Here is a 12,215-nt window from a genome sequence, read left to right as displayed (position 1 = left end):
GGCCAAGCCTAACCCCTGTTGAATCGGTGTCAAGTAGTCTGACGCCATGGCGACCCGCACCCGACTCAGCCGCGAGGCTCGACAGGACCAGCTGCTCGAGCTCGGCACCGAGCTGTTCGCCGACCGGTCCTACGAGGACGTGCACATCGAGGAGCTGTCAGAGGTCGCCGGCGTCTCCCGCGGCCTGCTCTACCACTACTTCCCGACCAAGCGGGCGTTCTTCGCCGCGATGGTCCGCCGCGAGTCCGCACGGATGATGGAGCTCACGACGCCTGACGAGTCGCTGCCGATCCTGGAGCGATTGCGCCACGGCATCGAGGCCTACCTCGACTACTGCGAGGAGCACAAGACGGGTGTCAAGGCCATCTTCCATGGCGCCGCGTCGGCCGACCCCGAGATCCAGGCGATCATCGAGGACGACATGCAGCGCCAGCAGAACCGCATCACCGCCGGCGTGGAGCCCACCGGTGAGCCGTCGGAGCTCATGCAGATCGCGGTGCGCAGCTGGCTGCACTTCATGCGCAACGCGTGCCATCAATGGCTCGACTCGACGGGGACGAGTCGTGACGAGGTGCGCGACCTCTGCGCGCAGGCGCTCGTCAGCACGCTCGTCGCCCTGCCGGAGGGCTCGCGCCCGTCGGCGCTCGCCGAGCTGTCCGGCTAGAGACCGTTGCGGCGGCTGAAGGCCGTCACGGCACGCTGGTATCCCGACCCGGTCAGGCGCACGAGCACGTCGAGCACCCGGGCGTCGGCGCCGATCAGGACGCGAGCCTTGTTGTTCTCGACGCCGTCGAGGATGACCTTCGCCGCCTTCTCCGGTGACGTGCGCGCCAGCTTGTCGAACGAGCTGGCGAGCTTGTCGTGGTCGCGCCCCTCGACCTGCTCGGCGTTGCGGGCGATGTTGGTCTTGATCCCGCCCGGGTGCACGCACGTGACCTTGACCGGCCGCTTGGCGAGCACCATCTCCTGGCGCAGCGACTCGGTGAAGCCCCGCACGGCGAACTTGGCAGCGTTGTAGGCACTCTGCGACGGCACGGAGAACAGCCCGAAGATGCTCGAGATGTTGACGACGTGGCCGTCACCGGACTCCACCAGGTGCGGCAGGAAGGCCTTGGTGCCGTTGACGACGCCCCAGAAGTCGACGTCCATGACCCGGTCGATGTCCTTGAACGACATCTCCTCGACGTTGCCGGTGAACGCGATGCCGGCGTTGTTGAACACGAGGTTGACCCGGCCGAAGCGGGCGACGACGTCGTCGGCGTAGGCGAGCACCAGCTCACGCTGCGCGACATCGAGGTGATCGGCCATGACCTCGGCACCGGCCAGCCGCACGAGCTTCTCGGTCTCGGCAAGGCCGGTCGGGTCGACGTCGCAGATCGCGAGCTTTGCGCCGCGGATGGCCAGCTCCATGGCCAGCGCGCGGCCGATGCCGGAGCCGGCTCCGGTCACGACGGCGACCTTGTCGGTGAAGTGGGTCATGAGGTCCTCTCGCTTCCAGATACTGAGAGTATCTGAGCTGAGGCTATCAGATAATGAGGTTAGCCAGAAAGTGGTTGATCGAGCAGGTCCGTCGTCGCGCCCGCGTCGAACTGTGTGCGATGCAGCTCCTCGTAGCGACCTCCGAGGGCCAGCAGCTCATGATGGGTGCCCTGCTCGACGACGCGACCCTCCTCAATCACGAGGATGCGGTCCGCCGCTCGTACGGTCGACAACCGGTGCGCGATGACGACCGACGTACGCCCGGCCAGCGCGACCGCGAGGGCCTCCTGCACCGCGGATTCCGAGGTCGAGTCGAGGTGCGCCGTCGCCTCGTCGAGGATGACGACCCGCGGCTGCGCCAGCAGCAGCCGGGCGATCGTGAGCCGCTGGCGCTCGCCACCGGAGAGCCGGTAGCCGCGCTCCCCCACGATGGTGTCGAGCCCGTCCGAGAGCGACGCGACCAGGTCGTCGAGCCGGGCATCGCGCAACGCCGCCCACAGCTCGTCGTCCGTGGCGCCCGGCCTGGCGAGCCTGAGGTTGTCGCGCACCGACTCGTGGAACAGGTGCCCGTCCTGCGTCGCCATGCCGAGGGTGTCGCGCAGCGACGACATCGAGAGGTCACGGACGTCGACGTCGCCGAGCCGCACGACCCCACCGTCGACGTCGTAGAGGCGCGGGATCAGGCTCGCGATGGTCGACTTGCCGGCCCCGGACGTGCCGACGAGGGCGACCATCTGGCCCGGCTCGACCCGGAAGGACACGTCGTGCAGCACGTCGACGCCGCCGCGGTTGTCCAGCATCGCGACCTCCTCGAGCGAGGCCAACGAGACCTTGTCGGCGGACGGATAGGCGAACCTGACGTGGGAGAACTCGACCGAGACCGGCCCCTCGGGCACCGGCACCGCACCGGGCCGCTCGCGGATCAACGGCTGGAGGTCGAGCACCTCGAAGACCCGCTCGAAGCTCACGACGGCACTCATGATCTCCACGCGGGCACTCGCCAACGCGGTCAGCGGAGCATAGAGCCGGGTGAGCAGCAGCGCGAGGGCGACGACGGCGCCAGGATCGAGAGAGCCCTTGAGGGCGTAGAACCCGCCGAGGCCGTAGACCACGGCCAGGGCGAGTGCCGACACGGTCGTCAGTGCCGTGACGAAGACTGACTGCAGCATCGCGGACCGTACGCCGATGTCGCGCACGCGCCTGGCCCGTGCGGCGAACTCTGCGGACTCGTCGTCGGGCCGGCCGTAGAGCTTGACCAAGGTCGCGCCCGGAGCAGAGAAGCGCTCGGTCATGCGCGTGCCCATCACGGCGTTGTGGTCGGCGGCCTCACGCGACAGCGCAGCGAGCCGGCTGCCCATCCGCCGCGCCGGCACGACGAAGACCGGCAGCAGGATCAGTGCGACGAGGGTGATCTGCCACGAGATGCTGAGCATCACGACGAGCGTCAGGGTCAGCGTCACGAGGTTGCTGACGACACCGGACAACGTGCCGCTGAAGGCGCGCTGAGCGCCGAGGACGTCGTTGTTGAGCCGGCTCACCAGGGCCCCGGTGCGGGTTCGGGTGAAGAACGCGACCGGCATGCGCTGCACGTGGTCGAAGACCGTCGTGCGGAGATCGAGGATGAGACCCTCACCGATCGTCGCCGAGAGCCACCGGGTCCAGATCGCCAACGCGGCATCGGCGACGGCGATCAGGGCGATGAGGCCGGCGATGCCGAAGACCGTGCTGCGGGAGTCACCGTCGACGATCGCGTTGACGACTCGCCCGGCCAGGACCGGTGTCGCCACGGCGAGGCAGGCCGAGACGACGCTCAGCACGAGGAACTGGACCAGCAGGCGCCGATGCGGCGCGGCGAAGGTCGCGATGCGCTTGAGGGTCTCCTTGGTCAGCCGCTGAGGCCCCTCCTGCGTGTTCATCACGCGGTGCAGCGAGTTCCATGCCGCGGCATCCATGCTCATGTCGTCCTCCTGGATCGGCGTACGCCCTGTCCAGTGTCCACCTCGGGCACGACAAACCTAGGACCTCAACGAGAGTTGAGGTCAACAGGAGGACTCAGGGGACGGTGCGGCGGCGGGGCTTGAGGCGGATCTCCGGGATCGGCGGCGCCGGGATGCGCTGGCCGTCGTGCCCGGCCACCTCCCCGAACCTCTCCGAGGCGTTCTCCCAGTCGTTGCGCGCCTGCAGGATGTCGTCGTGGGAGCGCCCGATGAAGTTCCACCACATCACGAGCTCCTCGTGGAACGGCGTGCCGCCGATGAGCAGGAGCGTCCGCGCGGCCGGGACGAACAGCTCGACCTCGTCTCGTCCGGGCGCGAGGTAGCGCATCTGCCGGTGCACGATCTCGGTGCCGCCGACGAGGGCCTCGCCGTCGACGGCGAGCACGGCGTGCTCGAACTCGGGACGCAACGGGATCACGGCCCCGCCGGGTCGCACGGCGAGCTCGGCTCCCATCATCGGCGAGTGGGTCGTGGCCGGCGACGTCGTGCCGTCGAGCTCACCCATGAGGATCTTGGCCGCCCAGTTGCGACCCTCGGCGACGGGCAGCTCGGGGTGGTGCTCGAAGCCGGCTGCCCCCGTGCGGCGCTGGTTGGGCAGCGCGACCCATAGCTGCAGGCCGTGCATCGGAGCATCGGGGGCGCCGACGCTGACCTCTGAGTGGGCCACCCCGTCACCCGAGGTCATGAGGTTGAGCTCGCCGGGCTTGAGGACGACATCGCTGCCGAGCGTGTCGCGATGACGGATCTCGCCCGCCATCGGCCAGGTCACCGTCTGCAGGCCGGTGTGCGGGTGCGGGAGGACGTTCATGGCCGTCGCCGTCGGCCCGAAGTGGTCGACGAAGCACCACGGGCCCACGGTCGGCAGGCCACGATGAGGAAGCGTGCGGTGAACCGTGATGCCGCGGACCCCGCCGAGCGGAACCTCCCGCGCATCCAGGGACAGGTCGAGCGAGGTCATGCGAGAAGCGTACGACGCAGCTGCTCGATCAGGGCCTCGCTGCCGCCGATGCCGACGAACCAGCCCTCGACGCCACCCTCGTGCGCGTCCCAGACGTCGAGCACCCCCTCGATCGCCTCGACGGGGACGGCGAGGAACTCCGGCGGCAGAGCGGCTCGGTGGTGACGGCCGGGCAGCCGGCGGAGCCGGGACGAGATCGCCTGCTCGGCGTGCTTGGTCTCGAGGAAGTCGGCGACCACGTCGTCGCGGGAGACGCCCACGAGTCGCAGCAGCAGAGCGATCGAGACGCCGGTGCGATCCTTGCCCGCCGCGCAGTGGATCAAGGTGGCGCCACGGGCCGTGCCCACCTCGCGCACGAGCTCGACGAGATACATCGACGCGTGGTCGAGGAGCAGGAGGTAGAGACCGGCGAGGCTGTCGGTGGGCGCAGTGCCGGGACGCAGCGCGCTGAGCAGCGGCAGGTTGACGATGCGGGCACCGGCGCGGGCGAGCGGGTGGATGCCCTCGGACTCGTTGGCCGACCTCAGGTCGATCACGAGGGCCGGCGGCCAGGCGATGTCGTCAGGCGCCTGGTCCTTGGGCGACGGCATGGCGCTGCGCAGGACACGCCCCTTGAGCACCGTGCGCCCGTCCGCTGTCTCGACCCCACCCACATCGCGGAGGTTGGGGACGAATTCGCGCACGGAGCCACCCTAAGCGCAACGAAGGACACATCGTTGCCGAACGGTTTCCGCGTGTTTCAGTCGTGCGCCCGACGTAAAATGACACGGTGCCTCGCTCCCGCCGTATCGCCGCCGCCACCCTCATCGGCGGCGGCGCCACTGTCTCGGGGTTCTACGGATTCCTGGTCGGCGAGGCGCTGCTCGCCCGCCGCGCCATCGGCACGACTGACGAGCGACCGCCGTCCCCCGACGGCGTCTACGGCGACGACCTCCCCGGTCGTACGATCCGGGTGCTCGTGCTGGGGGACTCCGCGGCTGTCGGCTACGGAGTGACGCGAGCCGACGCCACGCCGTCGGCCATGATCGGCGTCGGCCTCGCCCACGTCATGGACGCACCCGTCGAGGTGCAGTGCCGCGCCGTCGTCGGCGCGCAGACGACAGACCTCACCGCTCAGATCGACCTTGACCCGGACTGGCAGCCTGACGTCGCCGTGATCGTGGTGGGCACCAACGACGTCACGCACCGGGTCGCACCGCGAACGTCGGCCCGCGAGCTCAGCCGGGTCGTCCGGCGACTCGTCTCCGAGGGCTGCGACGTCGTCGTCGGCACGTGCCCCGACCTCGGCACGGTGCAGCCGATCCCCCAGCCGCTGCGCACCGTGGCTCGCCAGCTGAGCCGTTCCCTGGCGCGCAAGCAGACCATCGCGGTCGTCGAGGCGGGTGGCCGGTCGGTGTCGCTCGGTGACCTGTTGGGCACGCTGTTCACCGAGAAGCGCGACCTGATGTTCGGCGCCGATCATTTCCACCCGTCAGAGACCGGCTACGCCAACCTGGTCTCGGTGCTGATCCCCGCGATCTCGGCGTCCCTGAGGCAGAAGCGCACCGCGCACGCCTATGCCGGCCCGACGCGCGACCTCGTCTCGGTGGCCGACGCCGCTGCCGTCTCGGTCGACAACCCCGGCACCCAGGTCGTCCCCGATGCCGGACCCGGGGGACGCTTCGCCTCGGTGCTGCGCCGCCGCCGCGCCTCCTGAGGACCCAGCCCTCAGCGGTGGATCCTCAACCGTTCGCCGCCGCAGCGGTGGATCCTCAACCGAATGCCGCAGCGGCGGTGGATCCTCAACCGTCTGCCGGCGTATTCGGTTGACGTTCCACCGCCCATGAGGGCGCGGCGCGGCAGCGGGAACGACGAACGGCCGACCCCCGAGGGGATCGGCCGTTCGGCTGTCTAGCGCTGGAGGTCAGTCGCCACGCAGGATCGCGAGGATGCGCAGGATCTCGATGTAGAGCCACACCAGGGTGACCGTGAGACCGAACGCCGCACGCCAGGACTCACGCTCCGGCAGGCCGGCTGCGATGCCCTGCTCGACGTAGTCGAAGTCCATGATCAGCATGAACACCGCCAGCACGACGAGCGCGCACGACACCAGCAGGCCCAGCGTGTTGAAGCCGCGCAGGCCGCCGTTCTCGAACACACCGGTGAGGCTCAGCACGAAGTTGAGCAGCAGGACGCCCATGACGCTGAACGCCGCGATCGTGACGATCTTGCGGAACCGGTCGGTGACCTGGATGTTGAAGAACTTGTAGGCCGCGAGCGTGCCGCCGAAGGCGACGACGGTGCCGAGGAGGGCCTGGAAGACGATCGACGGCTCGCCCACCCAGGTCGCGATGACCTTGGAGAAGGCGCCGATGAACACGCCTTCGACCACGGCGTAGGCCAGGACGAGAGCCGGGCTGACGACCTTCTTGAACGAGTTGACCATCGCCAGCACGAAGCCGATCAGCGCGCCGCCCATGGCGAGTGCGTAGGCGGTGCCCTGTGCGGCGTCGGCCTCTGAGACGTCGGCGCTGTCGAGATCACCGATGACGAACCAGCTGACGGCAGCCGCCAGAGCCAGGAGGCCCAGCGTGATGCCGGTCTTCTCGACGACCGAGTCGATCGTCATCCGGCCGGTGCCGCTGCCGCGCTCGGTGTGGGTGGGCGATCCGTTGACGTCGATCTGCCACTGGGACGGGTCGCTGGCGACTGCGCCGCCGCGGCCGTTGAACTCGGCGCTGCGGGCGAAGACGGGGTTGCTGCTCTTCATGATTCCCTCCGTGGGATGGCTCCGAAAGTGGAGTCGTTGTCGTTCACTCTATCCAACGCTGGAGACAACCGGTTTGATCCCACGTCAGTCGTTGGATTTGGCAACCTTCTCGCGCGAGTCCCCAAGCGGCTCAGGGGGCGGCAGGCGCGATGCGGTGCACCCCGGCGTACGCGTTGAAGCCACTACCGCGGCTGAAGCCCACGAGCGTCAACCCGGCCGACTCTGCGTGCTCGACCGCGAGCGACGAGGGTGCCGACACCGCGGCGAGCACGGCGATGCCGGCCATGTGCGCCTTCTGGACCAGCTCGAACGACGCCCGGCCGGACACCTGCAGCGCCGTGCCGGTCAGGGGCAGCCGGCCCTCGCGCAGCGCCCACCCGACGACCTTGTCGACCGCGTTGTGCCGGCCGACGTCCTCGCGCAGGCACAGCAGCTCGCCGGACGCGTCGAAGAGCCCCGCGGCGTGCACTCCCCCGGTGCGGTCGAACACCTTCTGGTGCTCGCGGAGCCGGTCGGGCAGCGCTCCGAGCAGGGCGTGGTCCCAGCTCGTGGCATCGTCCAGGTGGCCGAAGTGGGCCGCCTTGTGCACCGCGTCGATCGACGCCGTCCCGCAGATGCCGCACGAGCTCGACGTGTAGACGCGCCGCTCCAGTGATGCGTCGATCGGCGGGGTGTCGGCGCTCAGCTCGGCGTCGATGACGTTGAAGGTCTGCAGGCCGTTGTCGTCGGTGCCGGCGCAGAATCGCATCGAGACGAGCTGGTCGGCCGACCAGATGACCCCCTCCGAGACCAGGAAGCCCGCGACGAGGTCGAAGTCGTCCCCGGGCGATCGCATCGTCACCGAGAACGACGTGCCCCTGACCCTGATCTCGAGCGGCTCCTCGACCGCGAGCGCGTCCTCCCGGACCGTGGCGGTGCCGTCCGGGACGAACCGGGTGACCTTGGTGCGTCGGGTCAGGCGTCCGGCCACTAGGCGTCGGCCTCCTCGACCCGTTCGCACAAGGCCGTGGCGGTCTCGATCGCATCACGCAGGTCGGACTCGGAGCCGCCGGCCATGCCCGCAGCGAGACCGGCGAGGAACGTCGTGAGTGGCGCGGCCGGACGGACGACAGCATGCGCAGCGACAGCGGCGAGGTCGAGCACCGACTCGGTGTCGAGGTCGAGCTCCTTGATGCCCAGCTCCGCGGCCACCTGGACGACCCAGTCGTCGAGCGTCATGTCAGCCATCGTGGCTCCCTTCTGCCAGCGCCCTCTCACGATCGTGCCACGTGTCGATGTCGAGCGCTGCTCGTGCGGGGATCGCGATCTCCATCAGCTCCAGCGGGACCATCAGGGCACGCACCGAGAGGTCGACCAGCGACGCCTGCGCCGCGATCGAGGCCCGCAGCGCGGCCGTGTCGAGCACGCACATGAGGTACTGCCGGCGGCCCTCGCCGTCTATCGCGATGACGCCGTCGCCCGAGGCCTCGTCGAGCAGCAGGTCGACGGCGTCGGAGAGAAAGGGATGGTCGCAGCCGGACAGGAACACGTACGGCGCGTGCACCTCGGTCATGGCGGCACCGATGGCGGCGGCCGGGCCCGCGAATCTGGGCTCCTCCCGCACCAGGACCGTCCCGGCCGGCAACGGGCGCGGGTCGCCGGCGACGATGACCCGCCCGGCCCCGGACACCGCGCGAAGCGTCCGGGTCAGCAGTGTCTCGCCCTCGATCTCGAGGGCCGCCTTGTCGACCCCGCCCAGGCGTGAGCCGCGTCCGCCGGCCAGCACGATCGCGTCCCAGGCGGCGGTCGGGGGCACGTCAGCCTCGTACGTCGTGGAGGTGGTGCGCGATGTCGTGCAGGTAGTACTGCGCCAGCGTGGCGACGGTGAACTCCGAGCCGTTGCTGCGAAGACCCGTGCGCTCCCACGCGTCATCGGGCACCGACTGCAGGATCTCGACCATGCCCTCCCCCGCCTCGACGAGCTGCGCCGCGACCTCCGTCGGGTCCTGCGACGCGTAGTCCTCTGCGAGGGCCGTCTCGTCCTGGTCCCAGTTGGCGAACTGCGGGGCGTCCTGCTCGAGCATGAGCCGGATCCGCTGGCCGAACAGGATGTGGACGTCACGGACGTGGCACGCGTACTCGGTGGGCGACCACGTGGTCGGCGCCGGCCGCTCACGGGCGTCGGGCCGCTCGAGCACGGCCGACCAGCGGGGCAGCTCGGCCTGCACCCGGTGGGCGATCTCGGTCGGCGGGACGGCGCCGGCGGCGAGCCCGCACTCGGGGCACGGCGCGTCGAGCACCCAGGTCCAGTCCTTGGTGTCGGGTTCGATGTCCACGCGTCTACGCTAGCGCGAGTGGAGCCCACGCCGTACCGGACCGAGCCGGTCTCGTTCACCCGACGCGGTGGTCGCCTGACCGAGCGGCAGCAGGCGGCCTGGGACGCGCTGGCCGGGACGTACGTGCTCGAGGTCCCGCGCCACGGCCCCAGCACGTCGGTCGACCCGGCGTACGTCCTCGACACCCAGGTGGCGTTCGGCCGCACCGCCCCCCTGGTCGTCGAGATCGGCAGCGGTCGTGGCGAGGCGATCGTGCACGCCGCCGCCGAGCACCCCGAGCTGGACTTCCTGGGCCTCGAGGTCTACGTGCCGGGTGTGGCGCAGACCCTCGTGACGATGCGCCACGTCGGCGTGACCAACGTACGCCTGATGGTCGTCAACGCCGCCGAGGCGCTCACCACGATGCTGGCGCCGGGCTCCGTGCGCGAGCTGCGCGTGTGGTTCCCCGATCCCTGGCACAAGAAGCGGCACCACAAGCGCCGCCTCGTCACGCCCGAGTTCGCCCGGCTCGCCGCACGCGTGCTGGAGCCGGAGGGCGTGTGGAGGCTCGCGACGGACTGGGAGGACTATGCCGAGCAGATCCGGGACGTCGTCACCGGGTCGCCGGACTTCGACGGTGGCGAGTGGGGCCCGCGCTTCGCGGGACGGCCGCAGACCCGGTTCGAGAGCAAGGGACTCGGCGTCGGCCGTGCGATTCATGACGTGACGGCCGTCCGCCGACGACCCATAGGATGACGCCATGACCGAGACGACCAACGCCGAGCGGCTCCGGATCGGCGACGGGTTCGTCGTCTGGATCATCGGGGCGAGCGTCGAGGAGACGTCGCTGCTCGACCCGATGCCCGAGGGTGCCGAGACGATCGAGGTCCGCGACGAGGACGAGCCCGAGAACGTGGACGCGGCGATCCTGATCACCGACAACCGCGCGGCCTTGACGGACGACCTCGACGAGGTCCTCCCGCAGCTCGGCTCGATCCCGATCGTGTGGATCACCTATCCGCTGGACGGTCACTCCGACCTCGGCGAGAACACGCTGCAGGACCTGCTCGACGACTACGGCTGGATCGCCGTCGAGAGCATCGCGCTCGACGAGACCTGGGCCGCGATGCGGATCCTGCAGAGCTGAGGCTAGGCCGGTGGCCTGCGGAACCGGGTGATCCAGATCCCCGGCGGAACCTGTTCGTCACCTGCTGCGCAGAAGCCGTGCTTGACGTAGAGCGAGACCGCCGGCGCGTTGGCGCGCCCGGTCGCGGCGACGACCTCGCGGCCGGCACTCCGCTCGAGCACCTGTCCCAGCAGGGCGCTCGCGACCCCGCGACGAACGGCTGTCGGGCTGACCATGACCTTCTCGATCTCGACCTCGTGCTCGCCCTCGGACCAGGCGGCAGCTCCGACGAGGTCGACCCCGTCCCAGGCGGTGAGCCAGCGACCCCGCCATGCCGTGAGGCGCACCTCGTCCTCCCGCAGCGGCGGGATGCGGTCGTCGCCGATGAGCTCGGCCTCGAGGGCGTACGACGCCTTCTGCAGGCGCAGCAGCGCCACGGCGAAGTACGGGTCGGTGGCCGGGTCGGGCGACGAGAAGATCATGCCGGCCGGCGCTCGACCGTCGCGAGACCGGCTCCTGCGAGGCTGGCCCACTCCTCGGCGTACGCCGGCGAGACCGCGACCCAGTCCTGGAACGGCCGGCCCCGGCCGGACGGGTCGAACAGCTCGGCTCCGTCGAGGCCGAGTGCCGCCGCGTGCGCCGCGCTGCCGGCCCCGAGCTTGACCGCGAGGTGCCCGTTCTTGAGGCAGGCGAACGCCGTGCCGTCGACCGTGAGCGAGCGGGCTCCGAACAGCGCGCCCGGCAGGACGCCCAGCGGCGCCATCTCCTCGACGATCGCGTCGAACCGTGCCTCTGCGTCCATCCTCACCTCGCTGGCCGTCAGCCTAGACCGCCTTCTCGCTCCACGGGGTGAGCTCCCGGCGCTTGCCGGTCCGGCCGTCGCCGGACGACCGGCCGGTCAGGCGACGGCCGACCCAAGGGCCCGCGAAGCCGGCCCACCACTGCACCTCGCCCGCCAGGCGACGAGCGGCACCCGGTGCGGGGGCGGCGACCAGCGGCTCGTCCCACGACGAGGGCGTGGGCAGGCCGAGGGTGTGCAGCATCGCCAGGGCGAACCGGGTGTGCCCCAACGGCGAGAGGTGGAGCCGGTCGCTGCTCCACGCCTCGGGCAGCCCGAAAACCTGCCGCGGCGGGAGCGGGGCGAGCAGGGCGCCGTGCCGGCTCGCCACGTCCGCGAGCACCTCGTTGAGCGCGTCGACACGGCCCTTGATCCGCGCCCCGATCGGGAGGAGCCCCGTCATGTCTGGCATCGGGACGAGGACCGTGACGACGTCCTCCGCGCGGAGCCGGCGCGCCATGTCGTCGAGCTCCTCAGCCACGGCGGCGAGGTCGACGTTGAGCCGCATGAGGTCGTTCATGCCGGCCGTGACGGTCACCAGGTCCGGCTCGAGCGCCAGTGCTGCGGGCAGCTGCGACTCGCGTACCTGCGCCGCCTTCTGACCACGCACCGCCAGGTTCGCGTAGTGGATGGGCTGCCCTGCGTGCACCGTCAGGTGCTGGGCCAGGCGGTCGGCCCAGCCGCGAGGGACGTCACCGGGCCACGGCGTGTCACCGAGGCCCTCGGTGAGGCTGTCGCCGATGGCGACATAGCGACTAAACATGTCCGACTCCT

16 protein-coding genes are annotated in these 12,215 nt (G+C 70.3%); 4 read left to right on the top strand and 12 right to left on the bottom strand.

Going from position 1 to position 12,215, the window contains the following annotated elements; genetic code table 11:
- Positions 1 to 46: 46 nt before the first annotated feature.
- On the top strand, positions 47 to 664 hold the full coding sequence (locus tag AB0N22_RS00370) for a TetR/AcrR family transcriptional regulator (protein ID WP_364634480.1): 618 nt from the start codon (positions 47 to 49) through the stop codon (positions 662 to 664).
- On the opposite strand, the gene AB0N22_RS00365 is transcribed toward AB0N22_RS00370, so the two are convergent.
- The 4 genes from AB0N22_RS00365 to AB0N22_RS00350 all read right to left on the bottom strand — a co-directional run bounded on the left by AB0N22_RS00365 (position 661) and on the right by AB0N22_RS00350 (position 5,117).
- Positions 661 to 1,479: an SDR family NAD(P)-dependent oxidoreductase gene (locus AB0N22_RS00365; RefSeq protein WP_364634477.1), complete on the bottom strand. Its 819-nt coding sequence runs from the start codon at positions 1,477 to 1,479 to the stop codon at positions 661 to 663. The two genes, AB0N22_RS00370 and AB0N22_RS00365, sit on opposite strands and share 4 nt — an antisense overlap.
- A gap of 59 nt (positions 1,480 to 1,538) precedes the next feature.
- Positions 1,539 to 3,437 carry an ABC transporter ATP-binding protein gene (locus AB0N22_RS00360; protein ID WP_364634474.1) on the bottom strand — a complete coding sequence of 633 codons (1,899 nt, stop codon included), beginning with the start codon at positions 3,435 to 3,437 and terminating at the stop codon, positions 1,539 to 1,541.
- Between the two features lie 94 nt (positions 3,438 to 3,531).
- Positions 3,532 to 4,434, bottom strand: a complete 903-nt coding sequence (locus tag AB0N22_RS00355) for a pirin family protein (RefSeq protein WP_364634471.1) — start codon at positions 4,432 to 4,434, stop codon at positions 3,532 to 3,534.
- A complete protein-coding gene (locus tag AB0N22_RS00350) occupies positions 4,431 to 5,117 on the bottom strand; it encodes a tyrosine-protein phosphatase (RefSeq protein ID WP_364634468.1) in 687 nt (228 codons plus the stop codon). Before AB0N22_RS00350 ends, AB0N22_RS00355 begins: the two co-directional genes overlap by 4 nt.
- Before the next feature lie 86 nt (positions 5,118 to 5,203).
- On the opposite strand from AB0N22_RS00350, the gene AB0N22_RS00345 reads away from it, so the two are divergent.
- Positions 5,204 to 6,130, top strand: coding sequence for an SGNH/GDSL hydrolase family protein (locus AB0N22_RS00345; protein WP_364634465.1), 927 nt, complete (start codon positions 5,204 to 5,206; stop codon positions 6,128 to 6,130).
- Between the two features lie 207 nt (positions 6,131 to 6,337).
- Here AB0N22_RS00345 and AB0N22_RS00340 read toward each other — a convergent pair whose 3' ends face one another.
- From AB0N22_RS00340 to AB0N22_RS00320, 5 genes are all read right to left on the bottom strand, one after another.
- Positions 6,338 to 7,183, bottom strand: coding sequence for a Bax inhibitor-1/YccA family protein (locus AB0N22_RS00340; protein ID WP_364634462.1), 846 nt, complete (start codon positions 7,181 to 7,183; stop codon positions 6,338 to 6,340).
- 130 nt (positions 7,184 to 7,313) lie between these two features.
- The gene (gene fdhD / locus AB0N22_RS00335; protein ID WP_364634459.1) at positions 7,314 to 8,153 is read right to left on the bottom strand and encodes a formate dehydrogenase accessory sulfurtransferase FdhD; all 840 of its coding nucleotides are present in this window, start codon (positions 8,151 to 8,153) and stop codon (positions 7,314 to 7,316) included.
- On the bottom strand, positions 8,153 to 8,410 hold the full coding sequence (locus AB0N22_RS00330) for a DUF6457 domain-containing protein (protein WP_364634456.1): 258 nt from the start codon (positions 8,408 to 8,410) through the stop codon (positions 8,153 to 8,155). Before AB0N22_RS00330 ends, fdhD begins: the two co-directional genes overlap by 1 nt.
- Positions 8,403 to 8,978, bottom strand: coding sequence for an NTP transferase domain-containing protein (locus tag AB0N22_RS00325; RefSeq protein ID WP_364634453.1), 576 nt, complete (start codon positions 8,976 to 8,978; stop codon positions 8,403 to 8,405). The genes AB0N22_RS00330 and AB0N22_RS00325 overlap by 8 nt, the downstream gene beginning before the upstream one ends.
- A gap of 1 nt (position 8,979) precedes the next feature.
- On the bottom strand, positions 8,980 to 9,498 hold the full coding sequence (locus tag AB0N22_RS00320) for a DinB family protein (protein WP_364634450.1): 519 nt from the start codon (positions 9,496 to 9,498) through the stop codon (positions 8,980 to 8,982).
- Positions 9,499 to 9,516: 18 nt separating this feature from the next.
- Between AB0N22_RS00320 and trmB the strand changes: the two genes are divergently transcribed.
- Complete coding sequence (gene trmB / locus AB0N22_RS00315; protein WP_364634447.1) at positions 9,517 to 10,233, top strand: tRNA (guanosine(46)-N7)-methyltransferase TrmB; 717 nt, start codon at positions 9,517 to 9,519, stop codon at positions 10,231 to 10,233.
- A gap of 4 nt (positions 10,234 to 10,237) precedes the next feature.
- Positions 10,238 to 10,624 carry a hypothetical protein gene (locus tag AB0N22_RS00310; protein WP_364634444.1) on the top strand — a complete coding sequence of 129 codons (387 nt, stop codon included), beginning with the start codon at positions 10,238 to 10,240 and terminating at the stop codon, positions 10,622 to 10,624.
- Between the two features lie 2 nt (positions 10,625 to 10,626).
- Here the strand turns inward: AB0N22_RS00310 and AB0N22_RS00305 are convergent, their stop codons facing one another.
- Genes AB0N22_RS00305 through AB0N22_RS00295 form a run of 3 tightly spaced genes read right to left on the bottom strand, consistent with a single transcriptional unit; the run spans position 10,627 to position 12,204 of the window.
- Positions 10,627 to 11,085, bottom strand: a complete 459-nt coding sequence (locus AB0N22_RS00305; protein WP_364634441.1) for a GNAT family N-acetyltransferase — start codon at positions 11,083 to 11,085, stop codon at positions 10,627 to 10,629.
- Positions 11,082 to 11,411 (bottom strand): hypothetical protein, encoded by a 330-nt coding sequence (locus AB0N22_RS00300; RefSeq protein ID WP_364634439.1) that lies wholly within the window; start codon positions 11,409 to 11,411, stop codon positions 11,082 to 11,084. Before AB0N22_RS00300 ends, AB0N22_RS00305 begins: the two co-directional genes overlap by 4 nt.
- A 16-nt stretch (positions 11,412 to 11,427) precedes the next feature.
- Positions 11,428 to 12,204 (bottom strand): SGNH/GDSL hydrolase family protein, encoded by a 777-nt coding sequence (locus AB0N22_RS00295; protein WP_364634436.1) that lies wholly within the window; start codon positions 12,202 to 12,204, stop codon positions 11,428 to 11,430.
- Positions 12,205 to 12,215 lie beyond the last annotated feature (11 nt).

The sequence above is a fragment of the Aeromicrobium sp. NPDC092404 genome (assembly GCF_040684095.1).
GTDB lineage: Bacteria > Actinomycetota > Actinomycetes > Propionibacteriales > Nocardioidaceae > Aeromicrobium.
Note: the sequence above shows the minus strand (reverse complement) of the source record. Positions and strands in the feature narration are given on the sequence as shown.

Bases quoted from the DNA above. Each gene is read 5' to 3' on its own strand.
- AB0N22_RS00360 (WP_364634474.1), bottom strand. From the start codon at position 3,437: ATGAGCATGGATGCCGCGGCATGGAACTCGCTGCACCGCGTGATGAAC.
- AB0N22_RS00310 (WP_364634444.1), top strand. From the start codon at position 10,238: ATGACCGAGACGACCAACGCCGAGCGGCTCCGGATCGGCGACGGGTTC.
- AB0N22_RS00365 (WP_364634477.1), bottom strand. From the start codon at position 1,479: ATGACCCACTTCACCGACAAGGTCGCCGTCGTGACCGGAGCCGGCTCC.
- AB0N22_RS00295 (WP_364634436.1), bottom strand. From the start codon at position 12,204: ATGTTTAGTCGCTATGTCGCCATCGGCGACAGCCTCACCGAGGGCCTC.
- AB0N22_RS00330 (WP_364634456.1), bottom strand. From the start codon at position 8,410: ATGGCTGACATGACGCTCGACGACTGGGTCGTCCAGGTGGCCGCGGAG.
- AB0N22_RS00355 (WP_364634471.1), bottom strand. From the start codon at position 4,434: ATGACCTCGCTCGACCTGTCCCTGGATGCGCGGGAGGTTCCGCTCGGC.
- AB0N22_RS00370 (WP_364634480.1), top strand. From the start codon at position 47: ATGGCGACCCGCACCCGACTCAGCCGCGAGGCTCGACAGGACCAGCTG.
- AB0N22_RS00305 (WP_364634441.1), bottom strand. From the start codon at position 11,085: ATGATCTTCTCGTCGCCCGACCCGGCCACCGACCCGTACTTCGCCGTG.
- AB0N22_RS00340 (WP_364634462.1), bottom strand. From the start codon at position 7,183: ATGAAGAGCAGCAACCCCGTCTTCGCCCGCAGCGCCGAGTTCAACGGC.